At 58.7% G+C, this 23,052-nt stretch carries 23 protein-coding genes and 1 pseudogene; 8 read left to right on the plus strand and 16 right to left on the minus strand.

The window, feature by feature from the left end:
* Positions 1–8: 8 nt before the first annotated feature.
* The 4 genes from BLQ41_RS10490 to BLQ41_RS10505 all read right to left on the minus strand — a co-directional run bounded on the left by BLQ41_RS10490 (position 9) and on the right by BLQ41_RS10505 (position 3,876).
* Entirely contained in the window at positions 9–713 is a 705-nt protein-coding gene (locus BLQ41_RS10490) for a hypothetical protein (protein WP_090180345.1), read from the minus strand.
* 136 nt (positions 714–849) lie between these two features.
* Positions 850–1,587: a DUF72 domain-containing protein gene (locus tag BLQ41_RS10495; RefSeq protein ID WP_090180348.1), complete on the minus strand. Its 738-nt coding sequence runs from the start codon at positions 1,585–1,587 to the stop codon at positions 850–852.
* Positions 1,588–1,645: 58 nt separating this feature from the next.
* Positions 1,646–3,163 (minus strand): sensor histidine kinase, encoded by a 1,518-nt coding sequence (locus BLQ41_RS10500; protein WP_090180350.1) that lies wholly within the window; start codon positions 3,161–3,163, stop codon positions 1,646–1,648.
* Positions 3,160–3,876, minus strand: coding sequence for a response regulator transcription factor (locus BLQ41_RS10505; protein WP_090180352.1), 717 nt, complete (start codon positions 3,874–3,876; stop codon positions 3,160–3,162). The genes BLQ41_RS10500 and BLQ41_RS10505 overlap by 4 nt, the downstream gene beginning before the upstream one ends.
* Before the next feature lie 152 nt (positions 3,877–4,028).
* Here BLQ41_RS10505 and msrB point away from each other — a divergent pair, with 152 nt between their 5' ends.
* From msrB to msrA, 3 genes are read left to right on the plus strand one after another with little or no spacing between them, the layout of a single operon-like run.
* A complete protein-coding gene (gene msrB, locus BLQ41_RS10510) occupies positions 4,029–4,547 on the plus strand; it encodes a peptide-methionine (R)-S-oxide reductase MsrB (RefSeq protein ID WP_090180355.1) in 519 nt (172 codons plus the stop codon).
* A 43-nt stretch (positions 4,548–4,590) separates the two neighbouring features.
* Complete coding sequence (locus tag BLQ41_RS10515) at positions 4,591–6,354, plus strand: cytochrome c biogenesis protein DipZ (protein WP_090188466.1); 1,764 nt, start codon at positions 4,591–4,593, stop codon at positions 6,352–6,354.
* A gap of 31 nt (positions 6,355–6,385) precedes the next feature.
* Entirely contained in the window at positions 6,386–7,096 is a 711-nt protein-coding gene (gene msrA / locus BLQ41_RS10520) for a peptide-methionine (S)-S-oxide reductase MsrA (protein WP_090180358.1), read from the plus strand.
* On the opposite strand, the gene BLQ41_RS10525 is transcribed toward msrA, so the two are convergent.
* Complete coding sequence (locus BLQ41_RS10525; protein WP_090180361.1) at positions 7,093–8,106, minus strand: sensor domain-containing diguanylate cyclase; 1,014 nt, start codon at positions 8,104–8,106, stop codon at positions 7,093–7,095. The genes msrA and BLQ41_RS10525 overlap by 4 nt on opposite strands.
* Before the next feature lie 74 nt (positions 8,107–8,180).
* A complete protein-coding gene (locus tag BLQ41_RS10530; RefSeq protein ID WP_090180365.1) occupies positions 8,181–9,083 on the minus strand; it encodes a LysR family transcriptional regulator in 903 nt (300 codons plus the stop codon).
* A 102-nt stretch (positions 9,084–9,185) separates the two neighbouring features.
* On the opposite strand from BLQ41_RS10530, the gene BLQ41_RS10535 reads away from it, so the two are divergent.
* Positions 9,186–10,361 carry an aspartate aminotransferase family protein gene (locus BLQ41_RS10535; protein ID WP_090180368.1) on the plus strand — a complete coding sequence of 392 codons (1,176 nt, stop codon included), beginning with the start codon at positions 9,186–9,188 and terminating at the stop codon, positions 10,359–10,361.
* A gap of 8 nt (positions 10,362–10,369) precedes the next feature.
* Here BLQ41_RS10535 and BLQ41_RS10540 read toward each other — a convergent pair whose 3' ends face one another.
* The 9 genes from BLQ41_RS10540 to BLQ41_RS10580 form a co-directional block, all read right to left on the minus strand.
* Positions 10,370–10,624: a Txe/YoeB family addiction module toxin gene (locus BLQ41_RS10540; protein ID WP_090180370.1), complete on the minus strand. Its 255-nt coding sequence runs from the start codon at positions 10,622–10,624 to the stop codon at positions 10,370–10,372.
* On the minus strand, positions 10,621–10,875 hold the full coding sequence (locus BLQ41_RS10545; RefSeq protein WP_090180373.1) for a type II toxin-antitoxin system prevent-host-death family antitoxin: 255 nt from the start codon (positions 10,873–10,875) through the stop codon (positions 10,621–10,623). Before BLQ41_RS10545 ends, BLQ41_RS10540 begins: the two co-directional genes overlap by 4 nt.
* A gap of 206 nt (positions 10,876–11,081) precedes the next feature.
* Positions 11,082–11,582 (minus strand): P-loop NTPase family protein, encoded by a 501-nt coding sequence (locus BLQ41_RS10550; RefSeq protein ID WP_090180374.1) that lies wholly within the window; start codon positions 11,580–11,582, stop codon positions 11,082–11,084.
* Between the two features lie 14 nt (positions 11,583–11,596).
* The gene (locus tag BLQ41_RS10555) at positions 11,597–13,519 is read right to left on the minus strand and encodes an alkaline phosphatase D family protein (protein WP_090180377.1); all 1,923 of its coding nucleotides are present in this window, start codon (positions 13,517–13,519) and stop codon (positions 11,597–11,599) included.
* Positions 13,520–13,599: 80 nt separating this feature from the next.
* Positions 13,600–13,980 (minus strand): hypothetical protein, encoded by a 381-nt coding sequence (locus BLQ41_RS10560; protein ID WP_090180379.1) that lies wholly within the window; start codon positions 13,978–13,980, stop codon positions 13,600–13,602.
* A 295-nt stretch (positions 13,981–14,275) separates the two neighbouring features.
* The gene (locus BLQ41_RS10565; RefSeq protein ID WP_090180382.1) at positions 14,276–14,497 is read right to left on the minus strand and encodes a formate dehydrogenase subunit delta; all 222 of its coding nucleotides are present in this window, start codon (positions 14,495–14,497) and stop codon (positions 14,276–14,278) included.
* Complete coding sequence (gene fdhF, locus BLQ41_RS10570; protein WP_090180385.1) at positions 14,494–17,376, minus strand: formate dehydrogenase subunit alpha; 2,883 nt, start codon at positions 17,374–17,376, stop codon at positions 14,494–14,496. The genes BLQ41_RS10565 and fdhF overlap by 4 nt, the downstream gene beginning before the upstream one ends.
* Positions 17,373–18,920: a formate dehydrogenase beta subunit gene (locus BLQ41_RS10575; RefSeq protein ID WP_090180388.1), complete on the minus strand. Its 1,548-nt coding sequence runs from the start codon at positions 18,918–18,920 to the stop codon at positions 17,373–17,375. Before BLQ41_RS10575 ends, fdhF begins: the two co-directional genes overlap by 4 nt.
* Positions 18,917–19,393 (minus strand): formate dehydrogenase subunit gamma, encoded by a 477-nt coding sequence (locus BLQ41_RS10580; RefSeq protein WP_090180393.1) that lies wholly within the window; start codon positions 19,391–19,393, stop codon positions 18,917–18,919. Before BLQ41_RS10580 ends, BLQ41_RS10575 begins: the two co-directional genes overlap by 4 nt.
* Positions 19,394–19,798: 405 nt before the next feature.
* On the opposite strand from BLQ41_RS10580, the gene BLQ41_RS10585 reads away from it, so the two are divergent.
* Together BLQ41_RS10585 and BLQ41_RS10590 are read left to right on the plus strand one after the other, a co-directional pair.
* Entirely contained in the window at positions 19,799–20,140 is a 342-nt protein-coding gene (locus BLQ41_RS10585) for a potassium channel family protein (RefSeq protein ID WP_090180396.1), read from the plus strand.
* A gap of 73 nt (positions 20,141–20,213) precedes the next feature.
* Positions 20,214–20,582, plus strand: a complete 369-nt coding sequence (locus tag BLQ41_RS10590) for a PH domain-containing protein (protein WP_090180398.1) — start codon at positions 20,214–20,216, stop codon at positions 20,580–20,582.
* A 202-nt stretch (positions 20,583–20,784) separates the two neighbouring features.
* Here the strand turns inward: BLQ41_RS10590 and BLQ41_RS10595 are convergent.
* A pseudogene (locus tag BLQ41_RS10595) lies at positions 20,785–20,955 on the minus strand (DUF3077 domain-containing protein); the annotation flags it as partial.
* Between the two features lie 340 nt (positions 20,956–21,295).
* Here BLQ41_RS10595 and BLQ41_RS10600 point away from each other — a divergent pair.
* Both BLQ41_RS10600 and BLQ41_RS10605 read left to right on the plus strand, forming a co-directional pair.
* On the plus strand, positions 21,296–22,432 hold the full coding sequence (locus BLQ41_RS10600) for an ImmA/IrrE family metallo-endopeptidase (RefSeq protein ID WP_090180404.1): 1,137 nt from the start codon (positions 21,296–21,298) through the stop codon (positions 22,430–22,432).
* Entirely contained in the window at positions 22,429–22,926 is a 498-nt protein-coding gene (locus BLQ41_RS10605; protein WP_090180409.1) for a DUF4411 family protein, read from the plus strand. Before BLQ41_RS10600 ends, BLQ41_RS10605 begins: the two co-directional genes overlap by 4 nt.
* The last annotated feature ends 126 nt before the right edge of the window (positions 22,927–23,052 follow it).

Below are 23,052 nucleotides of genomic sequence, written 5' to 3' on the forward strand. Positions count from 1 at the left end.
GTGGCGTGTTACTGCGCGGCGATGCTGTAGCCGTCGAACGCGGTTTGTTGCTGAAGGGCGGTGATGATGTTCTTGCGGTTGACCGCTTGTTCGGCCCCGGTGTTGTCCAGGAACGTCTCGCTCTCGATCTCTGCGTCATCGCCTTCGCCGACGAAAGTGAAGCCGAGGAATTCCAGCGCTTTGCGATCAACGTTCAGGCTCGAACGGGGAGTGCGTAGCGGCAGCGTGACGCTCACGCCGTCCTTGCTGATGGTGAACACTTCAAGATCTTTCTTGGCGCGAGCTGCTTTGCTCTTGCCACTGCTCGGGTTGCTGATGGCCTGATGCGTCTGGTTCAGCACCTTCAAGGCCAGGCCATAGACGATTTCCTGAAAGGCCGGATCGTCCTTGAAACTGGAGAGAATGCGGCTGATCGGGAATTTGCTGCTCAAGTCTTCCAGCGCGGCAATGTCAGCGGCTTCGGCATCTTTGAGTTGCTTGAGCTCGCCCATCAATTCGTAGGCTTTATCGTCGTCGAAGCTGTCGTGGGCGTGGCGGATCGCGGCGCGCAGCTCGCGGATCTGGTCGCTTTCCCGCGTGGATTGAAACGCGTCCAGGACCATCTCGCTGATGGTCTTGGCTTGTGGAACGTGCTGTGAAAGATTGATGGAGTTTTCGTATTCCGCTTTGGACGACAAGGTGACTACGGATTCAGCGGTATTGGAATCGGACATTGAAATTTCACTACTTCTTTTAACTTGGGTTTAGGCGAGAAAGCACTGGGCCTTTTCAGGCCGCCTAATCTATTGGACCCAGCCTGAGTTGTCACGGATGAACAGGCCGCTGGTCATCATTTTTGCCGTGGAGGCTTTAGCCTGCGGCCACCATTCGTTGAAGCTCCAGCGCATTTGCGGTCGCCGCGCCACTGGCGGTGTTGTCGAAAATGCACCAGGTAGGCCTGTCTTGGGCTTGGAGTTGCAGCGTTATAGCCAGTTCTTCCAGCCATGGCGACTCGTAGCTTGAGTAGTAGATTCTCGGTGAGCCGTGCAACCGGAAATAGCGGATGCCCGGCCACGCGCCAGGCACGTCACCCTCGGGGATCGGCGAAGGATCGGCCGCCACTTGCCCGATTCGATGTTCAATCAACAATGCCTGCGCCTGCGGTGATTGCCAGCTGACATGCCTGGGTTCCAACACCGCAAACCCGTCGTAGCGTGAACGAAACGCACTGAAGAAGCGTTGAGCCGTCTTGCCTTCAAAGGCCAGGGAAGGTGGAAGCTGGATGAGCAGACACCCAAGCTTCTGGCCCAAATGGGAACATTGCCCGATGAACTCCTCGATCAACTTTTCACAGTCCAGCAAACACGCTTCGTGGGTAATCTGCTTGGGGACTTTGACCGAGAACCGAAAGCCCTCCGGCACGCTCTCGGCCCACCGGGCATAGGTTGCCGGGCGGTGGGGTCGATAGAACGAGCTGTTGATTTCCGCGCACGTCATCCGTGCGGCATACCGCTGCAAGTGAGTGCCTTCAGCGGGAAATGCCTCCCAATGATCACGGGGCAGGCTCCAGCCGGCGCAACCGATGTACAAGGTCGTCATGGCAGTCATCAAGAGCTTCTCGCCTCAGCGTCGGGTCGGGTTCAAAGCTGTGACCGCTGAAACCAGGCTATTTCCCCATCGAGTTCAGGTTCATCGAGCGAACGGCCCATTGTTCAGCGGTTTGCTCATCCACCGGCAAGGAGAACCGGAAAGTCGCGCCGCGCCCTGGTACATCGATCAACTGGATCTCGATACCGTGTAGCTGCAGGATCCGATGCACGATGCGCAGTCCCAATCCGCCATCGCGTCGGGCACCGCCAATGTTGAATGGACGCAGGAACAAGCCTTCGCGCAATTGCGGGGCGATGCCCGGGCCGGTGTCGCTGACGGTGACTTCGATAAATGACCCGTGAGGACGCAGGCTCAACTCGATTTCGCCGCCTTGTGGTGTATCGCGCAGGGCATTGTCGAACAGATTGGTCAGCACCCGCTCGATCAGCCCCAGATCGGCGCAAGCCGTCGAAACGTTCGGTGCGAAGCTCGCCTTGAGTTCGATCTGGCGTGCCTCGGCAGTGAGTTCGAATTTCTGGAAGATGTCCTGCACCAGATCGGTCAGGGAGAAACGTTCGAGCACGGGTTGTACGAAGCCGTGCTCCAGGCGCACCAGTTCCAGCAGTGATTGCGCCAGGCCGCCGACCTTGCGGCTTTGATCCAGCGCGATGCCCAGGTAGCGCCGGCGGTCAGCAGGGGACAGCGTGGTGTCCTTGAGCGACAGCGTTTCCAAATAACCATGCAGCGAAGCCAGCGGTGTGCGCAAGTCGTGGGAGATGTTGGCCACCAGTTCGCGGCGCTCCTGATCCTGGCGGGTCAGCGAACGCCATTGTTCGCTGAGGCGGGTTTGCATCTGGCGGAAGGCGGCGTCGAGCACGGCGATTTCATCGTGACTGGCTGCCTTTTCAACCGGTTCCGGGGCGGGCGGTGTCGTGGGAACGGCGTCGATGTCGAACTGGCTGACTCTTTCGGTCAAGCGTCGCAGTGGCCGGGTGATCAGGGCAAAGGCCGTGAGACCGGCGATCAGGCACAACAACGCCACCAGACCTATGGACAACAGGGCGGTATTGAGCGCAGCACTAGTGGCACCGCGTTCTGCAAAGCGGTCGTGTTCTTCGCTGAGCAACACCACATAGAGATAACCCGCCGGTTTACCGTTGACCTGCAACGGCGCGGCGCTGAACACCTTGCGCCCCTCGGTGCTGCGCGGGTCGTCACCGAGAATCGGTAGCGCGTCGCCCTTGAGCAAACGCTGGATCGGCGTCAGATCGATGCGTTCGCGATGTATCCGGCCCTCTGGCGCGGCACTGCCGACAATGCGGCCTTCGGTGTCCAGCAGGTACACCTCGACACTGGGGTTGACCAGCATGAGCTTGCTGAACAATTCACGCACGGCATCGGGCATCAGGCCGTTGGTGTCCATCAGCACCGTGTCGCGGGCAATGTGCTGCGCCAGGTCCCGGGACAACCCTTGCACCACTTCCAGTTCATGCATCTGGTTGGAGCGCACTTGCATCCAGGCCGATGTGCCACAGCACACCAGCAACAGAACGGCGAACACCAGGGACAGGCGTTGTGTCAGGGTCAGCCTCATGGCTGCTCCTCCCTGGCCGCGAATTTATAACCGCGACCCCACACCGTGAGGATGCGTGCGGGTTGTGCCGGATCGGCCTCGATCTTGGCCCGCAGGCGGTTGATGTGCGTGTTGACCGTGTGCTCGTAGCCTTCATGGCTGTAGCCCCAGACCGCGTTGAGCAGGTCCATGCGCGAGAACACCTTGCCCGGCTGGCGGACGAAGAAATACAGCAGGTCGAATTCCCGTGGCGTGAGGTCCAGGCGCCGTCCGTCGAGTGTGACGTCGCGGGTGATCGGGTCGATGGAAAGACCGTCGGCGATCAGGCTGCCGGCATCCATTTTCAGGTTGCGCGCCATCGCGTCGACGCGTCGCAGCAGGGCTTTGACCCGGGCGACCAGTTCAAGCATGGAAAAAGGCTTGGCCAGGTAATCGTCGGCACCGAGCTCCAACCCCAAAATGCGGTGCACTTCGCTGGAGCGTGCGCTGGTGATGATGATCGGTGTGTAGCGAGCCATTGCCCGCGCTCGCCGGCAGATTTCCAGGCCGTCGACGCCGGGCAACATCAGGTCGAGGATCAGGGCGTCCCAGCTTCCTTGCTGCAGCAGTTGCATGCCCTCATTACCGTCGGCGCAGTGCACCACCTCGAACTGCTCATCGCGTAGATGCAGGCAGATAAGGTCGGCGATGTGCAGGTCGTCTTCGACCACCAGGACACGTTTGGTCTGTTCCATAAAGCTCAATCCTTTGTAGCGCAATGGGCACATTGTGCGGGTTTTCCTCGGGTCGAGTTATCACGAATTGTTTAACTCCCCGTGAGGATTTGGCGATCAACCCAAGCCTAGGCTGTGTTCCATGTCAGGCACCTGGAATTTTGGAGAAGGCCATGTTTTCACGGCGACAGTTTCTTGTAGCGGGCGGCGGGCTGGGGGCTGCAGCGTTGGTGGTCGGTGTATTGCCAAAATTTGCCGCCAGTACGGCGCTGGTCAGTGATGCCAGTGCGGAGGAGGTTTTCGAGGTGGCTCACAGCGACAGCGAATGGCGCGCCATGCTCAGCCCCGAGCAATACGAAATCCTGCGAAAAGAGGGCACGGAGCGGGCCTACAGCAGCCCGCTGAACAATGAGCACCGCGAGGGGCTGTTCGTTTGTGCCGGTTGTAATCTGCCGCTGTTTTCCTCCAAAACCAAATTCGACAGCGGCACCGGTTGGCCGAGTTTCTGGACGCCGCTGGACAACGCGGTGGCCACCCGTCAGGACCGCTCCCTCGGCGTCGTGCGTGAAGAAGTGCATTGCCGACGGTGCGGTGGTCACTTGGGCCATGTCTTCGACGATGGGCCAAAACCCACCGGCCTGCGCTACTGCATGAACGGGCTGGCGCTGACCTTCGTGCCCCAGGCGGTTTGATCCGTGGGCTCGTCCTTCCACTCACTTCATGCAGGTCGATGCTATGTGGCTTCTGGTTCTCGCTTATCTCGGTGGTGTGCTGACGATCGTCAGTCCGTGCATCCTGCCGGTACTGCCCTTTGTCTTCGCGCGCACCGGGCAGCCATTTATGAAAAGTGGTTTGCCGTTGCTGGCGGGCATGGCGCTGACCTTCGCGCTCGTCGCCTCGTTGGCGGCGGTGGGCGGCGGCTGGGTGGTGCAAGTCAATCAGTACGGTCGCTGGCTCGCGTTGCTGTTCGTGGCACTGTTCGGTCTGACACTGTTGCTGCCTCGGCTGGCCGAGCGTCTGACCCGGCCACTGGTGGCCGCCGGCAGTCGCCTGTCGGAAGCGGCGGGCGCCGATCCCCGGCCGCGCCCCGGCGCTTCGTTCCTGATCGGCGTCGCCACGGGCCTGCTCTGGGCACCCTGCGCCGGTCCGATTCTGGGCCTGCTGCTGACCGGGGCCGCGCTGCAAGGGGCAAGCATCGCAACCACCTTGTTGTTGCTGGCCTACGCCGCGGGTGCCGCTACCTCCCTCGCCGTGGCGCTGTTGCTGGGCGGTAAAGTTTTCGCGGCGATGAAACGTTCGATTGGTGCTGGCGAGTGGCTGCGTCGAGGATTGGGCGCGGCAATGCTGGCCGGTGTGGCGGCGATAGCCCTGGGGCTGGATACCGGACTCCTGGCGCGGGTTTCGACCGCTTCCACAGGCGGTATCGAGCAAGCGCTGGTCGGCCGGTTGGCCGGCCAGCCACCGAGCAACGGCGGGGCAATGATGGCCGCTGGTGGGGCGATGAAAGTGTCGGCGAAAGCGCCGGATGCATTGCCAGTCGAAGGCAACCTCCCACCGCTTGACGGTGCTGTCCAATGGCTCAATTCACCGCCTCTGACCGCACAGGCGTTGAAGGGCAAAGTCGTGTTGGTGGATTTCTGGACTTACTCCTGCATCAACTGCCTGCGCACCTTGCCGTATGTGAAAGCCTGGGCCGAAAAATACCGCGATCAGGGGCTGGTGGTCATCGGTGTTCATGCCCCCGAATTCGCGTTCGAGCGTGATGTGGGCAATGTCACCAAAGCCATGAAGGACCTGGGGATCAACTATCCGGTGGCAGTCGATAACGACTATCGGATCTGGCGTGCTTTCAATAACGAGTACTGGCCGGCCCATTATTTTGCCGACGCTCAAGGGCGCATTCGCTATCACCACTTCGGTGAAGGTGAGTACGCCGAATCGGAACGGGTTATCCAGCAGTTGCTGCGTGAAGCGGGAGCCGCAAAGGTCGACAGCGGGTTGATCAATGCAGACGCCACGGGTGTTCAACTCGCGCCGGACATGAACGAAGTGCAATCACCGGAAACCTATGTCGGCTATCAGCGCGCGGAGCATTTCGTGCCTGAGGCCAGTCTGGCGCCGGACACAGTCGCGACGTACAGCCCGCCGTCCCAATTGGCCCTCAACGACTGGAGCCTTGGCGGTCAATGGAAAGTCGGCTCGGAACGCGCCACGTCAAGCGCGCCGGCCAGCCGAATCGTCTACCGCTTTCACGCACGGGATCTGCATCTGGTCTTGGGCCCCGATGCGGACGGTAAGCCGGTGCGCTTCAAAGTGCTGATTGACGGAAAAGCGCCCGGCGATGCCCACGGCACTGACGTGGCACCCGATGGTCGCGGTCTCGTTACCGAACAGCGTTTGTATCAATTGGTGCGCCAGAGCAGCGGTGTGACCGACCACACCTTCAGCATCGAGTTTCTCGATCCGGGTGTGTCGGCGTATGCGTTTACGTTCGGTTGATAGCCTTTTCATTTACTCAGGAGTCAGACTCATGAAAACCCCGTTTACCTGGCGCCGCACCTTGTTGGGTCTGGCTGCTGCGGGTGTCATCGGCCATTGCGCGGCGTTCTCTTTCGGTGGCGAAGAGGCGGTCGTTATTCCGCCGCCGGCCCTCGACGAAACCACCCAGGCCCACAGCGAAAAGGCGGTCTTCGCTGGCGGCTGCTTCTGGGGCGTACAAGGTGTGTTCCAGCACGTCAAAGGTGTAAAGAAAGCCGTGTCAGGTTATGCCGGCGGTGCAGCGAACACCGCCCGCTATGAACGCGTCAGTGATGGCGATACCGGTCATGCGGAGTCGGTCGAGGTCACGTTTGATCCTGCGCAGGTCAGTTACGGCACCTTGCTGCAGATCTATTTTTCGGTGGCGCACAACCCGACTGAACTGAACCGTCAGGGGCCCGACAGCGGCACCCAGTATCGGTCGGCGATCTTCCCCGAGAACACCGAACAGCAGCGCGTGGCCAAGGCCTACATCGCTCAGCTCAACACCGCGCATTTATTCAATAAGCCTATTGTGACCACGCTGGAAACCTACAACGGTTTCTACCCGGCCGAGGATGAACATCAGGACTTTCTGACCGAACACCCAACGTATCCGTACATCGTGATTAACGATCTGCCGAAAGTGGCGCAGTTGAAACAGCTGTATCCAGAGCGGTATCAGGAGAAACCGGTACTGGTGAAGGCGGGGAGCAGCAGTTAGCCCGAGATCACATTCTTGCCAGCGACTTTCGAGCGATACAGCGCCTGATCGGCCCTGGCCAGCAGCCCGGTCTGTTGCTCTTCCTCGAAGCGCTGGACCACGCCAAAACTCATGGTCACTTGAAACTCGCCCACTGACGGCAGGCTCGACAGCCCATGGCGGATGGTCTCGGCCAAGGATCGGGCCTCGGCCAGCCCAGTGTTGGGCAAGATCATGATGAACTCGTCGCCGCCCCAGCGCGCCAATAGATCGCCCTCGCGCACGTAGCGCTTCACGCTGTCGACGACCTGCACCAACGCTGCGTCTCCCAGCGCATGGCCGTAGTAATCGTTGATGTTCTTGAAGTCATCGATGTCCATGGCGATCAGCGATAGCGGCTGCCGAAAACGTTGGGCTCGTTCGCATTCCTGGGGCAGGGACTTTTCCAGAAGATAGCGATTGGCGACCGATGTCAGTGCATCGGTTTCCGCCAGTTTGCGGTTTTTTTCCAGTTGAATCTGTAACTGCTGATTGACCCGGGACAACTCCCGAGTGCGCTCTTCGACGATGGCTTCAAGGGATTGATTGCGTCGTTCCATTTCTTCGAAGAGGCGTTTCTTGTCATCGATGCTGCGATGAGCACCGACCATTCGCGCAACCGATCCGTCGACATTGCGGGCCAGTATGTAGCCGCGATCTTCGATCCAGATGTAACTGCCGTCCTGTCTGCGACAGCGATACTCGGCTTGATAACCCGGAGCCCGTTGACTCAAGTAATCATCGAACACGGCCATCACCCGCGGATAATCGTCGGGGTGGATCACGTTCTCCCAGGTAAGGACGGTGTTCTCCAGGGAGTGCGCGGCGTAGCCAAGCATCTCGTACCACGCAGGGTTGCGGTAGACGAAACCGGTGTTGGCGTTCCAGTCCCAAATGCCGTCACTGACCAGTTCCAGAATGGTGTGCAACATGTCTTCGTTCATATCCGACACATTGAATTTCAACGGCTCGATACTTGATGCCTCACCCATCACCGCTCTCCCTGTCGCACTGATATCAAAGTGACCCGTCAGTCGCGGAGATTAGTGCATGGTGTATTGCCCGGCTAGTGTTTGCCCCACATCTGCATGGCAAAGTCGACGAAGCGACGTAGTTTCGGCAACCGGTAGCGATCCTGGGCATACAACAGGCTCATTGGCCGACTCAGCTGGAAATCCGGCATCAAGGCCACCAGTTTGCCGTCGCGCAAATCCTGCTCGACCAGCGCATCAGGCAACATCACGACACCCATGCCCGTGCGGGCGGCCTGATGCAGGCCCGCCGAACTGTTGATCACCATCGGCCCGCTGACCGTCACCATGACTTCGCCTTCAGGCCCGCTCATACGCCATTGTTTACCCACGGAATGCCAGTCGTCACCGACCGGATACGCAAAGGACAGGCAGTCGTGATGTTGCAGATCTTCGGGTTTTGTCGGTGTGCCGCGACGTGCCAGATAGTCCTTCGAGGCGCACATGGTCAGGGTGTAGTCGATGAGTGGGCGGGCGATCAGGTTGGTGGGTTCGAGAGCCCCCAGGCGAAACGCCACGTCGAGACCGTTTTCGAGTAGATCAGGGCGTCCGTTGGTGAGCACCACATCCAGTTTGACTTGCGGGTACTGCAGGGTGAATTCGCTGAGCGCGGGCGCGAGTCTTTCTGTACCGAAGGTCAGGGGAGCCGTGATGCGCAAGGTGTCGGTCGGTGTGTCCTGGCTCTGTTCCGCCAGTCGCTCGGAATCTGCCACCAATCCCAGCACCTCCAGGCAACGCTGGTAGTACGCGGTGCCGAATTCGGTTAAGCGCTGGCGCCGTGTTGTCCGGTGGAGCAAGCGCACGCCAAGGCGTTGCTCAAGGGCTCGAAGGTGATTGCCGACCATGGTCGTGGACATATCGCCCTGCTGAGCAGCCGCCGTCATGCTGCCGGTTTCCACCACTCTTACGTAAACCGTCATTGCCTGGAACAGATCCATTATCAAGCCCAGCTTTAAGATGATTGAAGTGTTGCAGCGTTTATCCAGCTCAGGTGGCTAACCATACTGCAAAAACACCGACAATTGATGGAGCTTGATGTCATGACCGCCGCTTGCCTGATGACCACTTACCAACCTCTGGCCCTGAGTTTCAACAAAGGCCTGGGCACCCGACTTTGGGATCAGGACGGTCGTGAGTATCTGGATGCGGTGGCCGGTGTGGCGGTGACCAATGTCGGCCACTCTCATCCCAAAATCGTCTCGGCAATCAGCGAGCAAGCCGGGCTGCTGTTGCACACTTCCAATCTCTACAGCATCAAATGGCAACAGCGGCTGGCGCAGACATTGACGACGTTGGCGGGCATGGAGCGGGCGTTCTTCAATAATTCTGGTGCCGAAGCCAATGAAACCGCGCTGAAACTCGCGCGGCTTTACGGCTGGCACAAAGGCATCGAGCAACCGCTGGTGGTGGTCATGGAAAACGCTTTTCATGGCCGCACCCTGGGCACCTTGTCCGCCAGCGATGGCCCGGCCGTGCGCCTGGGCTTCAATGAGTTGCCGGGCGACTTCGTCAAAGTGCCGTTTGGCGATCTGCAGGCGCTGGAAAAAGTGCAGCAAGCCCATGGCCACCGCATCGTGGCGATCCTGATGGAGCCGATTCAGGGTGAAAGCGGCGTGCAGATGGCGCCTCCCGGTTACCTCAAAGCCGTGCGCGAACTGTGTAACCGGCGTGCGTGGCTGATGATGCTCGACGAAATCCAGACCGGCATCGGTCGTACCGGCCAGTGGTTCGCGTTCCAGCACGAAGGCATCGTCCCGGACGTCATGACCCTGGCCAAAGGCCTCGGCAACGGCATCCCCATCGGCGCCTGCCTGGCCCGGGGCAAAGCCGCCGAGTTGTTCACTCCCGGCAGCCACGGCAGCACCTTCGGCGGCAATCCGCTGGCGTGCCGGGTCGGCTGCACCGTGCTGGAAATCATCGAAGAACAAAAGCTGCTGGAAAACGCCAGGCTCCAGGGTGAGCGCCTGCTGGCCAGACTGCGTGCCGAACTGTCAGATGACCCCAACGTCCTGGCGATTCGTGGCCAGGGCTTGATGATCGGCATCGAACTGAAACAGCCGATCCGCGACCTGACCCTGATCGCCGCACGGGACCACGGCCTGCTGATCAATGTGACACGGGGCAAGACGATACGTCTGCTGCCACCGTTGACGATTGATGAGCGGGAGGTGGAGATGATTGTCAGAGGGGTTTGTCGGGCGGTTCGAATGGCGTGAGATTATGTTCAGTAGTGATATCTGCACATCACAACGCGAATCTCACCTTCTTCAACCGCGTAGACCAAACGATGCTCAACTGTAATCCGGCGTGACCAAAAGCCGCTCAAATTGTGTTTGAGCGGCTCAGGCTTGCCGAGCCCCTCGAATGGTTCACGCTGGATGGATTTAATGAGCAGATTGATGCGTTTGAGTCCGGCCTTGTCATTTTGCTGGAACCATAAATAGTCGTCCCAACCGTCAGGAGTGAACTCGATATTCATTCTTCGATGAGCTGCCTGGCTTTGGTCTTTCCTGCGCGCAGATTGCTGATTGATTTGATCAGGCGCTCAGCATTGGCAGGGGAGCGCAGCAGATAGGCGGTCTCTTCGAGCGCGTTGTACTCCGCAAGAGACATCATCACCACGGGTTCGCCTTTTTGGCGAGTTACCAGCAACGGGGCGCGGTCTTCATTGACCCGATCCATGGTTTCGGCCAGATGTGCCCGTGCTGTGGTGTAGTTGATAGTTTGCATGTTGTAGTCCTCGCTCGATGCTTGGAACGTACAGAAATGAGTACAGAATGACAAGGCGATACCTATGAGTGGTCAATGCGCAGACGGTTTATCTACGCTTGCATCGAGTATCGCTGAAGCTTCATCAAGACGTTTCCGAGACCTACGTAATCCAATTCCTACTTACCTGCCATCCACCCGCACCACACCTGTTATTCGATGTGAAATCACTCGGGCTGCAACAGGCTGTTCGCAAATGCGCTCACATCAGCCCAATCCACAAGCTTGATTTTCGAACCACTGAACCCTTCAAACAATTGCCGGTGCGCGTTAAATCCGCAGGAGTCCTCGCGCAACCGATAACTGGCAGCCCCCTCCAGTAGCGCCATCAGCAACGCATCATTGTCCTGCCGGTTTTCCCGCTGGCGGATGTTGGCGACGCAGGTGTCGTCATCCACGCACAGCCAGACAAGCGCTGTTGCACGGTGGATAAGTTCGCTGACGATCCAGCCATACACACCTTCGATCACCCAGCGTGGTTCATCCGCCGCGACCCGCGCCATGGCGAGTGCTTCGGCGCGGGGGCGGGCGATGCTGTATTCGTCTGATACCCAGTGGATCTGATCAAGATCGATCCACGGCGCATGAAGTTGTTCGGCCAGTCGTTTAGCCAGCCAACTTTTGCCTGAGCCAGAATTGCCGATGATCAGGGTTCGGGTGAGGTTCATGGCGGCTCACACGCTTAGTCGTCGTTGTCGGGGGCAACCATCCGCGTCTTTGGCGCACCGTTTGAGTTGTGCTGATAAATAGCCTGCGGCTGTCCCTTCTCATTGAAGAACACTTGGCCGATCCCTGCCGAATTCCATAGCCGTTCGCCCGCTTTGGCATGCTCGGGGACGTGCGGGATGATGCGCATGCGTCGGCGTTTGGTGAACCAGTTCAGCGGCGAGCGCGGCGAGTAGAGCCAGCGATTGAGGCGGTCGAACCATTCGAGCAGGGCGGGTGGGAATTCATTCTTGATGCCGCTGCTGGTGATCTGCCAGATGTGTGGGCCGGCCTTGCGGTGTCGGATCAGCACTTCGTAGACGAAGGAATAATGCACATCACCCGACAGCACCACGTAGTTACCCGGTGTACGCGAGTGGCGGAAAATATTCAGGATCACCTGGGCCGCGCCGCGATGGGCCATCCAGTTTTCGGCGTCCACCAGCAGTGGATAACCGCACCAACTGAACACTTTCTGTACGGTTTCGATCAGCTTGACGCCGAAGATCGGTGCCGGCGAAACGATGATCGCCGATTGGTGATCGAGCAGTTCCTGTTGCAGTTCGCTGAGCGCTTCCCAGTCCAGCAGGCCTGAGGGTTGCTTGAGGTTCATCTCGCTGCGCCAGCGTCGGGTGCGAGTGTCGATAACCACCAGCGCCGGGGTGGTGGGCAGCACGTAATGCCAGTGCTGAAAGCTCAGCAACTCATCGATCAAAGCATCCTGCGCCGGACTGTCGAGATAACGGTCATCCCCGGTGGTGCTCAACAAACGAGTTTTTTCCAGGACACCGCCGAACGCATCCGGGTTATTCCCCCAGCCCTGGCACAGCATGTAGGCGATCAACGCGTTGCCGATGATGCGTTTGGAGAACGGATGACCGTAGGCCGTTTCCTCCCATTGCGCGGAAAGATTCCAGTCGTCGGTGATGTCATGGTCGTCGAAAATCATCAGGCACGGCAGGTGCGCCATCGCTCGCGCGACCCCGCCCAGGCCAGCCTTGAAGTGATCAATGCGCGTTTGCTCGAGGGCATAACGCTCGCGTCTTTTGGGCGTCAGCGCCGGTGGTTGTGGAGCGATCAGTGTCCAGGGTGTCGGCGACCAGACCAGCAAGTACATGGCCATGACTTCGGCGAACGTCACCAGATGGTTGTCGGCGCTGCTGCTGGTGAAAATCGGTTTGCGCGCGCCACCGAAAAATCGCTCGCGCAGGGTTTCGTTGCTCTCCAGCGCCGGTAACAAATCCGCGCGATGGTAATAACTGGCGGGGTGCTCGTAGAGCCTGGCGCTGTCGCTGACGACGGCACCTTCGAGGTGTTCTTCGAACAATCCCAGTCGCTCGATCAAGGCATGAATCGCCCGCAACATCGGGCCGGCGACATCATCCGCGTACACCTGATCGCCGCTCATCATCAACAGCGCCGGGCGTTCAGTTGCGTCATGTTCGGTCGCCAACAGCTGATCAACGCAAAGCAAACCATCTGCCGCCGGGTGGTGAGGTTTGCGGCAAGAGCCATGCAGCAATTGATCGATCCGCGAGCGCAAAACAAAGTTCGGACAGCGGGCTTCGCCGTACAGCAGATGAGGCGCCCAATGGGCGATGCTTTCGTCGGCGCCATCAATCAGCAGGTCATATTCGATCACGGTGTCGCAGGGCAGGGCGGTCGCCAGCGGCACATCGATCAAGTGGATAAACGCGTGAGTGCCGATCGGGATGACGGTGCACTGTCCGGCATCCAGGCGGATGTCGCTGTAGTTTTGCAGGCGCAACGTCAGCGACAGCGCCCGGGAACCCACGAGCCACATGAGCAGCCGCGCAGGTTCCAGCCGCCGCAACAGCGGGCCGACCAGCACCGGCGGCAGTGAGTTGCTGTCATCAGGCAATGGAAGAGATGCAGACATCCGGGTTCAAGGCTCTTGGCGCACAAGTCGGCGATGATAGCGCAGAGCTCTGGCTGGACTTCATCAATTGCCTGAGGGGGTCATTTGAGGGGAAAGATCGTGACCGACACCACCAGCGCAATCAGTGCGGTCACCAGACTGCAGGCCACCGCAGCCGCATGACGATAGGCAGGAGATTGTTCCTTGTTGAATCGGGTGATCACCAAGAGCCATGTCCCGCTGAGGGCGCCCAAAAAGGCCATCAACGTGTAAAGCGCGAATGCTGCCGTGGGTTGTGAGGCGTGAGTGTCCGGGGTTAGCCATCTCGAGCAAAGAATCAGCACCGCCGTCCCGACGATAAAACTCGCCACGGCACCACCGAGGTTCGCCAGCCAGATATTCAACGGGCCACGGCTCTTCACGATCCAAATCCACATCCCTGCTGATGCGACGAAGAACAGCAAAATACTGATTAACTGCATTCAATCTTCCCTGTTAACCAACGTCGTTGGCCTTTGATGAGGTGAGGCGAAGGCATGCACGATAGCAAATCAGTGGCAGGGTGTTGAAGTGAGAGGGCGATTCAACAGGGCAACGAAAGGCCCAAGATGATTGCTTGGGGGACATCACAAACCCCAGGCACTAAACACAACCCATGTGGGAGCGAGCTTGCTCGCGATGGCGTCAAAACATTCAGCATGATTGCTGACTGAACTGACGCTATCGCGAGCAGGCTCGCTCCCACAGTTTTTTAGCCAGTCTCAGGATCGCGTGAACCTAAGCCTCCCAGCCCGCCCCGCTGACCGCCTCTTGCGCCAGCGGTAGCAAATCAGCCCCATGATGCTCGGTCTGCCAGGCCAGCAATTCCTTGCGCATGCCCGGCGTCCAGTACATCTGCAGATGATTACGCACACCGAGCACGGCTTTTTGATGGTCCGGTTCGATGGCGAAGTACTGGGCAATCTGGTTGACCATCTTGATCAGGTTCTCAGTGCTCATCGGCGAACCTCCGCTTTAGCGCCACGGTTATGCCGGCGTTCCTTGAGCAAACGGTCCTGTTCATCACTGAAAGCCTGGTAGCGTTTTTGCCACTCGGAAGGGTGATAGACACGGCTGACTTCCACGGCGGTGACCTTGTACTCCGGACAGTTGGTCGCCCAGTCGGAGTTGTCGGTGGTGATAACGTTGGCCCCCGATTCCGGGAAGTGGAACGTGGTGTACACCACGCCCGGTGCGACCCGTTCGGTGACCCGCGCACGCAGTACGGTCTGGCCGGCGCGACTGCCGATGCCGACCCAGTCACCTTCGTTGATGCCACGGCTCTCGGCGTCGGTTGGATGGATTTCAAGGCGATCTTCGTCGTGCCAGGCGACGTTTTCAGTACGCCGTGTCTGCGCGCCAACGTTGTACTGGCTGAGGATGCGCCCAGTGGTCAGCAGTAGCGGATAGCGATTGTTGACCTTCTCCTCGGTGGGCACGTAGCCGGTCAACATGAAACGCCCTTTGCCGCGCACGAACTCTTCGATGTGCATGGTCGGCGTGCCGTCCGGTGCCGCGGCGTTGCACGGCCATTGCAGGCTGCCGTGGCGGTCCAGTTCGGCATAGCTGACGTTGGTGAAGGTCGGCGTCAGGCTGGCGATTTCATCCATGATTTCTGACGGATGTTGGTAGTTCATTGGATAGCCCAAGGCGTTGGCCAGGGCCACCGTGCCTTCCCAGTCGGCCTTGCCGCCCAGCGGTTCCATGACCTTGCGTACCCGCGAGATGCGTCGCTCGGCGTTGGTGAAGGTGCCGTCTTTTTCCAGGAACGAGCTGCCCGGTAAGAACACGTGGGCGAACTTGGCGGTTTCGTTGAGGAAAATGTCCTGCACCACGATGCATTCCATGGCCGACAGGGCTGCGGTGACGTGCTGGGTATTCGGATCGCTCTGGGCGATGTCTTCGCCTTGGCAATACAGGCCCTTGAAGCTGCCGCCCAAGGCTGCTTCGAACATATTGGGAATGCGCAGGCCCGGGTCCGGTTGCAAGGTGACGTTCCACGCCTGTTCGAACTGCGCCCGAACCACCTCGTTGGAGATGTGCCGGTAACCAGGCAACTCGTGCGGGAACGAGCCCATGTCGCAGGAACCCTGAACGTTGTTCTGCCCACGCAGCGGGTTCACGCCCACGCCTTCGCGGCCGATATTGCCCGTGGCCATGGCCAGGTTGGCAATGCCCATGACGGCGGTGCTGCCCTGGCTGTGTTCGGTGACGCCCAAGCCGTAATAGATCGCCGCGTTGCCGCCGGTTGCGTACAGACGCGCAGCGGCGCGGATGTCGGCAGGCTCTACGCCGCAGACAGGACCCAGGGCTTCCGGGGAATTCTCCGCGCGGCTGACGAATTCGCGCCAGTGGTCGAAATCAATGTCCTCGCAACGAGCGTCAATGAAGGCCTGGTTGAGCAAGCCTTCGGTGACGATGACGTGGGCCAGTGCGTTGAGCATGGCAACGTTAGTGCCCGGACGCAGGGCCAGGTGCAGCTCGGCGCGGGCATGTACCGAGTCCACCAGATCAATGCGACGAGGGTCGATGACGATCAGCCGCGCACCTTCACGCAGGCGGCGCTTGAGCTGCGAGGCGAACACCGGGTGCGCATCGCTTGGGTTGGCGCCCATCACCAGGATCACGTCAGCCTGCATCACCGAGTCGAAACTCTGGGTGCCGGCGGACTCGCCCAGGGTTTGCTTCAACCCATAGCCGGTCGGCGAGTGGCAAACCCGCGCACAGGTGTCGACGTTGTTGTTGCCGAACGCGGCGCGCACCAGTTTTTGCACCAGATAGGTTTCTTCGTTGGTGCAGCGGCTGGAGGTGATGCCACCGATGGAATCGCGACCGTATTTTTGCTGCAACCGGCGGAATTCGCTGGCGGCGTAGGTCACCGCTTCATCCCAGCTGACTTCCTGCCATGGGTCATTGATGTTTTTGCGGATCATCGGCTTGGTGATGCGATCCGGGTGAGTGGCGTAGCCCCAGGCAAAGCGCCCCTTGACGCAAGAGTGGCCGTGGTTGGCCTGGCCGTTCTTGTCCGGAACCATGCGCACCAGTTGATCGCCTTTCATCTCGGCGCGGAACGAGCAACCCACGCCGCAATAGGCACACGTGGTGATTACGCTGCGCTCGGGCTGGCCCAGTTCGACCACGCTTTTTTCCATCAAGGTCGCGGTCGGGCAGGCTTGCACACAGGCGCCGCAGGACACGCATTCCGACTCGAGGAAATTATCACCGCCAGCAGCGGCTACCCGGGATTCAAAACCGCGCCCGGTAATCGTCAGGGCAAAGGTGCCCTGGGTTTCTTCGCAGGCGCGCACGCAGCGGTTGCAGACGATGCACTTGCTCGGGTCGTAGTCGAAGTAAGGGTTGGAGGTGTCCTTCACGTCGGCCAGATGGTTGTCGCCTTCATAGCCGTAACGCACTTCCCGCAGGCCCACCTGACCGGCCACGGTTTGCAGCTCGCAGTTGCCGTTGGCCGAGCAGGTCAGGCAATCCAGCGGGTGATCGGAAATGTACAACTCCATGACGTTGCGGCGCAGGGTCGCAAGCTTTGGCGTCTGGGTGTGCACGGTCATGCCTTCAGTCACCGGCGTGGTGCAGGACGCGGGATAACCGCGCATGCCGTCGATCTCCACCAGGCACATGCGGCAGGAGCCGAAGGCTTCAAGGCTGTCGGTGGCACACAGTTTCGGAATCGTGGTGCCCAGCAACGCGGCGGCGCGCATCACCGAAGTGCCTTCAGGCACGCTGATGCTGCGACCGTCGATGTTCAGGGTGACTTGCACGTCGCTGTCCCGGGCAGGAGTGCCCAGGTCGATATCGGTTTTCGGGTCGAAGAGAGTAATCATTGGTCGGCCTCCGAAGATTGCAGACCGAAGTCGGCGGGGAAGTACTTGAGGGCGCTGGCCACCGGAAATGGGGCCATGCCGCCCAGCGCACACAGCGAACCGTATTGCATCGTGTCGCACAGGTCCTTGAGGATGATCACCTGCTCTTCGCGACCGCTCTGGTCAGGCGCAGCGAGCAGGCGGTCGATCACCTCCACGCCCCGAGTCGAGCCAATGCGGCACGGCGTGCATTTGCCGCAGGATTCCTCGGCACAAAACTGCATGGCGAAACGTGCCATTTGGGCCATGTCCACCGTGTCATCCGCCACTACCACACCACCGTGACCGAGCATCGCGCCGATGGCGGCGAACGCTTCGTAATCCAGCGGCGTGTCGAATTGCGACGGCGGCACCCACGTGCCGAGCGGGCCACCGACCTGCGCGGCTTTCAGAGGACGGCCACTGGCGGTGCCACCGCCGTATTCTTCCACCAGTTCGCGCAAGGTCAGGCCAAACGCCCGTTCCACCAGGCCGCCGTGACGAATATTGCCCGCCAACTGGAAGGGCATGGTGCCCAGCGAGCGGCCCATGCCGAAATCGCGATAGAACTGCGCACCCTTGGCCAGAATCAGCGGAACCGAGGCCAGCGTCAGCACGTTGTGCACCAGAGTCGGCAGGCCGAACAACCCTTGCAACGCAGGGATCGGCGGCTTGGCGCGAACGATCCCGCGCTTGCCTTCGAGCGAGTCGAGCAGCGCGGTTTCCTCACCGCAGATGTAAGCGCCGGCACCGACCCGCACTTCCATATCGAAAGCCAGGCCGCTGCCGCCGACATTGGCGCCGAGGTAACCGTTGGACCGGGCAATCTCCAACGCCGCACGCAGGGTGGCCACAGCCTGTGGATATTCCGAGCGCACATAGATGTAGCCATAGGTGGCACCGACGGTGATGCCGGCAATGGCCATGCCTTCGATCAGCAGGAAGGGGTCGCCTTCCATCAACATACGGTCGGCAAAAGTGCCGGAGTCGCCTTCGTCAGCGTTGCACACGATGTATTTCTGCGCCGCTTGCGTCGCGCGCACCGTGCGCCATTTGATCCCGGCCGGGAACGCCGCGCCGCCACGGCCACGCAGGCCTGAATCGAACACTTCCGTCGCGGCCTGCTCGCCGCCAATGGTGACGGCTCTTTTCAAACCCTCGAAACCGCCGTGGGTTCGGTAATCGTCCAGCGACAGCGGTTGGGTAATGCCGGCGCGGGCGAACAACAGGCGTTGCTGAGACTTGAGATAAGGCAACTCTTCCACAAGACCCAAGGCCAGCGGATGCGCAGACGGCTCACCTTGCAGCGCATCGAGCACGGACGGCACATCGGCAGCAGTCAGCGGACCAAAGCCGATACGGCCTTGCGGGGTGTCCACTTCCAGCAGCGGTTCCAGCCAATACAAGCCGCGAGAACTGGTGCGTTGCAGGTCCACATTAGTCTGATTCGAAAGGGCCAAGGCCACGTCATCAGCGCCGACCGCACGGGCCAGCGAATCACACGTTAAATAGAGAGACGGCATCATGCGTCCTCCTGGCAAGCGTCGAGCAAGGCATCGAGACGCTCGGGATTCAGCCGCGCATGCACCTGACCATCCAGCTCCAGGGCCGGCGAACAGGCACACGCGCCGAGGCAATACACCGGACGCAGGCTGATAGTGCCGTCGGCGCTGCTGCCGTGATCGTCCAGTTGCAGGCGTTCGCGCAATTGCGCGGCAAGCTGCTCGGCACCACGGCTCTTGCATGACTCGGCGCGGCACAGACGCAATATATGGCGAGCCGGCGGCGCGGTGCGGAAGTCATGGTAAAAGCTGATCACCCCACGAATCTCCGCCTGACTCTGGTTCAGGGCGTGGGCAATCTCGGGGATGGCGGCATCAGGGATGTAACCGATGCCCTCCTGAATCTCATGGAGAATGGGCAACAGTGCGCCCGGGGAGCGTTTATGACGCTCCAGCACGCTGTTGACCATCGGCAATTGCAACATCTCATCAGGCATACAGCATTCCTCACGGTCACGGACAAACCAGGCGGTTGTCGGTCGTCCGAAAGTGTCGGCTGCGGCATTCACACCACGTCACGGATTCGTGGCATTTTCAGGCCGTTGGCCAGGGCACCCTGAGCGGGCATCTTGTTGTGCCCGGCACGGTCTTCGCCGCACCTCATAAAGGGCATTAAGGCAGCTTGCCACGCCGCTTTTGATTCATCTGCACCAAAGCGACGTGTTCAGTTCTGCCTACGACTCTCCAATAAGTCTAGAAGAGCGCAAAGCGTAGCGTTTGCTCAGCGAATATCATTCAGAGACGATGAGCGGCCCATCGACCTCGCTTGTGCCAAGCTGAAAGGGTGTTTAAACGCCGAGCATTCAATTGCCGGTCAGGCTAAACCCCAAAGGGCCTATGACATGAACATCATTCATGCAGCACACGTGCGTCGAGAGTTCTACAAAGCCGTCAGGTTCTACTTTCACGTGGTCTGGCCGATTTTTTCCGTCCTGCTGTTCTTGATTGTGCTGTTCGGTCTGATCATCAGCTATCTGGAAGGCTGGGATCCTTTTGACGGTATCTACTTCGCGTTCGTGACCGGCCTGACCATCGGTTATGGAGACTTCGTCCCGAAACTGGCCGTCTCGCGGGTGCTGGCGATTTTGCTGGGGTTCAACGGGGTGCTGATGACGGCAATATTTGCGGGTATCAGCATTCGGGCGATTGAGAATGCGGTGCGGGCGACAGAACACTTGGAGTAGGGGAGGCGGCGTAGAGGGAAATGCGCTATGACGTCATGCTTACGATGTTCATTTGAAAAACAGGGAAAGACTGATGATTGATTTCAACAACAAAGGATTCTTCAAACTCAAGCAAAACGACGAATACGCCGAACGCGTTTCCGACCTTTTGATCGACGGCGAACACGTCATCGACTCCTATAAATCCATGCGCGACGGCGTGGTGTTTACCAACAAACGCATCATCGCGGTCAACGTCCAAGGCATCACCGGCAGCAAAAAAGACTTCACCTCATTGCCCTACAAAAACATCGTGGCGTACTCGGTGGAAACCTCTGGCACGTTCGACCTGGACTCCGAACTGGAGATTTATTTCTCGTCGCTGGGAAAAGTGAAATTCGAATTCACCGGCAGGACGTCGATGGTGGAAATCTCAAAGCTGATATCCCAGCACTTGCTCTGACCTAAACACGAAAAAGCCCCGAAAAACTCGGGGCCAACAACACACTAAAGTCAGCCGCAATTCCTGTGGGAGCGGGCTTGCCCGCGAAAGCGCCAGACCAGCATCAATGCCAATGCCCGGCGACCCTCCCAAGCAGCTCACTCCCCCAAGCGTCATACCATACAACGACAGGCATCAAAACCATCCCGCCATCGTTTAACCGCTACGCTTCAGACTTCTCCGACGTCTGCTGCTTAGATGTCGATGCAGAAGCCCGATCTCGAGTCAGCACCTTCACCGCATCATCCACCACCGCCTTACTCATCGCCGTCAAATAATGCGCAGCCCAAGAGTGGCGGTCGGTGTCTGTGGCATAGGAGGCATCTTCGTTCAACTCGGATTGATGCTACGCATTATCAGACTCCTTGATATATGGAGCTGCCATATGCGCTTCCACGTGAATGGGGTGACATTCTTGAAACGCGTTGAAACGAAGTGCCGCCTTCCGTCTGCGGGTTACATTTTTGCGCTTCGGGTCGTTGCGTATTTACCTCATACTCGCGTGCTTCTTCCGTCGGTAGCTCTGCTTCTCGACTAATCTAGACGCAGTCACCAGACCATTAATAGCCAAGGAGAAAGGCGATGCCAGATAGCAGGAACCAGCATCAATCAGATGCATCTGCCAAGGATGCTCTCGAACTTTTGCCGGCCCCATCTGAATCGCTTACGTCCCTATGAGCCAAGCCGCTTTAGTCAATCCAAGCCTGCTCATATGGTCTCGTGAGCGTGCGGGCCTCTCCACTGAGCAGGTTGCTAAAAAGCTGCCGGTGAAACCTGATCGGGTAGAGGAATGGGAGGCTGGCGAGACCAAGCCCACATTCCTTCAGGCTCAAAAGTGGGCGAGTCTCGCTCACATCCCTTTTGGCTTCCTGTTTCTTCAGCAGCCGCCGGTCGAACAACTGCCTTTACCTGATCTGCGGACCGTCGGTGGGCTTTCGCCTCAACGTCCAAGTCTGGAACTGTTGGACACAGTCAGGGATGCCATACGTAAGCAGGATTGGTACCTGGAGTATCTGCAACACCAAGAGCATCAACCGCTGGCATTTGTCGGTCGCTTCAACAGCCGATCTCGAGTCGTAGAGGTGGTGGACGATATCCGCCGGACGCTTGGCGTGAACCCTGACGCTGCTCGATTGGATTACGACAAATACAGCCGTGCCTTGATCGAGGCAGCGGAGGCAGCTGGTATTTTGGTTATGCGCAGTGGCATTGCTCTAGGAAATACTCATCGCAAACTTGAAGTTAGTGAGTTCCGTGGTTTTGCCATTAGCAATACCTACGCCCCCGTTGTATTCATCAACAGTTCCGATGCTCCCACCGCCCGGCTGTTCACCTTGCTTCACGAACTAGCTCATATCTGGATTGCTAGTAGTGGAGTGTCTGACGGAAACACCGCCAATGGTCGAGACGAGGAACGATTCTGCAATGCAGTTGCAGGTGAGTTTCTGGCTCCCGAAGCCCAATTCCGTGCCTTGTGGAACGCTGATGTTAACTGGGAAGACAATTTAGCTCCACTAGCCACTCGGTTTCACATCAGCAAATTAGCTATCGGTCGCCGTGCATTGGATCTTGGTTATATAAGCCAAGGGCATTACAGCGATTACTATCGAATGATCCTCAAGATTTTCCAGGATGAAAAAGGTGGCGCGGGTGACTATTACCGTAACGCCAATGCGAAAAACAGCCCTCGCCTAAGTAAAGCGGTGCTGACTGAAGCAATAAGTGGCCGGATGCTGCTACGCGAGGCGGGAAATTTGCTCGGTGTGCAACCTGCTAAATTAAGGACTCTCGCCAGCAAGATCACGGAATGAATTATTTACTCGACGCAAACACACTGATCGAAGCGAAGAACCGTTACTACGGGATGGCTATCTGTCCTGGATTTTGGCAGTGGTTATTGCTTAAAAATAAAACTTTAGCTTTAGCCAGCATCGCACCGGTAATGGACGAGCTAACTAAAGGGCATGATGATCTGGCCGGTTGGGCGAAGGGAAACTCTGACTTCTTTCACGTCACCACCGATCAGGATACGCAACTGGCATTCGCGCAGGTCGCGGGGCTCGTGGCTGATCAATCGCCTAAGATGAAAGTAGGCGCTATGGAAGAGTTTTTGGCGGGTGCTGACCCTTGGTTAATTGCGAAAGCCATGACGTCAGGGGCTACAGTCGTTACCCATGAAGTGCTGAACCTCCACGCTACGCGAAAATTCATTATTCCCAATATTTGTCAGAAACTTGATGTTCCTTTTTTGAATACGTTTGAGTTGTTGCATAGGCTTGAAGCCAGGTTTGTGTTGCCTGTTTAAGTTGACATCAGCTTGGTATGGAGTTGTTGCCGCAACCATATACTGAGCGGGACTGTCGACAATTGATTTAGAAGGAAAAGGGGGCAAATCTATTATTCACACACCCGGGTCAAGCGATGCCGGTCA

The sequence above is a fragment of the Pseudomonas arsenicoxydans genome (assembly GCF_900103875.1).
In the GTDB taxonomy this organism is placed as follows: Bacteria; Pseudomonadota; Gammaproteobacteria; order Pseudomonadales; family Pseudomonadaceae; genus Aquipseudomonas; species Aquipseudomonas arsenicoxydans.

Excerpts from the sequence above, each read along its gene's own strand:
- BLQ41_RS10505 (WP_090180352.1), bottom strand. The coding sequence starts at position 3,876 with ATGGAACAGACCAAACGTGTCCTGGTGGTCGAAGACGACCTGCACATC.
- msrB (WP_090180355.1), top strand. The coding sequence starts at position 4,029 with ATGTTTTCACGGCGACAGTTTCTTGTAGCGGGCGGCGGGCTGGGGGCT.
- BLQ41_RS10565 (WP_090180382.1), bottom strand. The coding sequence starts at position 14,497 with ATGAGCACTGAGAACCTGATCAAGATGGTCAACCAGATTGCCCAGTAC.
- BLQ41_RS10550 (WP_090180374.1), bottom strand. The coding sequence starts at position 11,582 with ATGAACCTCACCCGAACCCTGATCATCGGCAATTCTGGCTCAGGCAAA.
- BLQ41_RS10500 (WP_090180350.1), bottom strand. The coding sequence starts at position 3,163 with ATGAGGCTGACCCTGACACAACGCCTGTCCCTGGTGTTCGCCGTTCTG.
- BLQ41_RS10490 (WP_090180345.1), bottom strand. The coding sequence starts at position 713 with ATGTCCGATTCCAATACCGCTGAATCCGTAGTCACCTTGTCGTCCAAA.
- BLQ41_RS10540 (WP_090180370.1), bottom strand. The coding sequence starts at position 10,624 with ATGAATATCGAGTTCACTCCTGACGGTTGGGACGACTATTTATGGTTC.
- BLQ41_RS10535 (WP_090180368.1), top strand. The coding sequence starts at position 9,186 with ATGACCGCCGCTTGCCTGATGACCACTTACCAACCTCTGGCCCTGAGT.
- BLQ41_RS10590 (WP_090180398.1), top strand. The coding sequence starts at position 20,214 with ATGATTGATTTCAACAACAAAGGATTCTTCAAACTCAAGCAAAACGAC.
- BLQ41_RS10555 (WP_090180377.1), bottom strand. The coding sequence starts at position 13,519 with ATGTCTGCATCTCTTCCATTGCCTGATGACAGCAACTCACTGCCGCCG.
- BLQ41_RS10585 (WP_090180396.1), top strand. The coding sequence starts at position 19,799 with ATGAACATCATTCATGCAGCACACGTGCGTCGAGAGTTCTACAAAGCC.
- BLQ41_RS10515 (WP_090188466.1), top strand. The coding sequence starts at position 4,591 with ATGTGGCTTCTGGTTCTCGCTTATCTCGGTGGTGTGCTGACGATCGTC.
- BLQ41_RS10530 (WP_090180365.1), bottom strand. The coding sequence starts at position 9,083 with ATGGATCTGTTCCAGGCAATGACGGTTTACGTAAGAGTGGTGGAAACC.
- BLQ41_RS10580 (WP_090180393.1), bottom strand. The coding sequence starts at position 19,393 with ATGCCTGATGAGATGTTGCAATTGCCGATGGTCAACAGCGTGCTGGAG.
- msrA (WP_090180358.1), top strand. The coding sequence starts at position 6,386 with ATGAAAACCCCGTTTACCTGGCGCCGCACCTTGTTGGGTCTGGCTGCT.
- BLQ41_RS10525 (WP_090180361.1), bottom strand. The coding sequence starts at position 8,106 with ATGGGTGAGGCATCAAGTATCGAGCCGTTGAAATTCAATGTGTCGGAT.
- fdhF (WP_090180385.1), bottom strand. The coding sequence starts at position 17,376 with ATGATTACTCTCTTCGACCCGAAAACCGATATCGACCTGGGCACTCCT.
- BLQ41_RS10575 (WP_090180388.1), bottom strand. The coding sequence starts at position 18,920 with ATGATGCCGTCTCTCTATTTAACGTGTGATTCGCTGGCCCGTGCGGTC.
- BLQ41_RS10545 (WP_090180373.1), bottom strand. The coding sequence starts at position 10,875 with ATGCAAACTATCAACTACACCACAGCACGGGCACATCTGGCCGAAACC.
- BLQ41_RS10600 (WP_090180404.1), top strand. The coding sequence starts at position 21,296 with ATGAGCCAAGCCGCTTTAGTCAATCCAAGCCTGCTCATATGGTCTCGT.
- BLQ41_RS10495 (WP_090180348.1), bottom strand. The coding sequence starts at position 1,587 with ATGACTGCCATGACGACCTTGTACATCGGTTGCGCCGGCTGGAGCCTG.
- BLQ41_RS10560 (WP_090180379.1), bottom strand. The coding sequence starts at position 13,980 with ATGCAGTTAATCAGTATTTTGCTGTTCTTCGTCGCATCAGCAGGGATG.
- BLQ41_RS10605 (WP_090180409.1), top strand. The coding sequence starts at position 22,429 with ATGAATTATTTACTCGACGCAAACACACTGATCGAAGCGAAGAACCGT.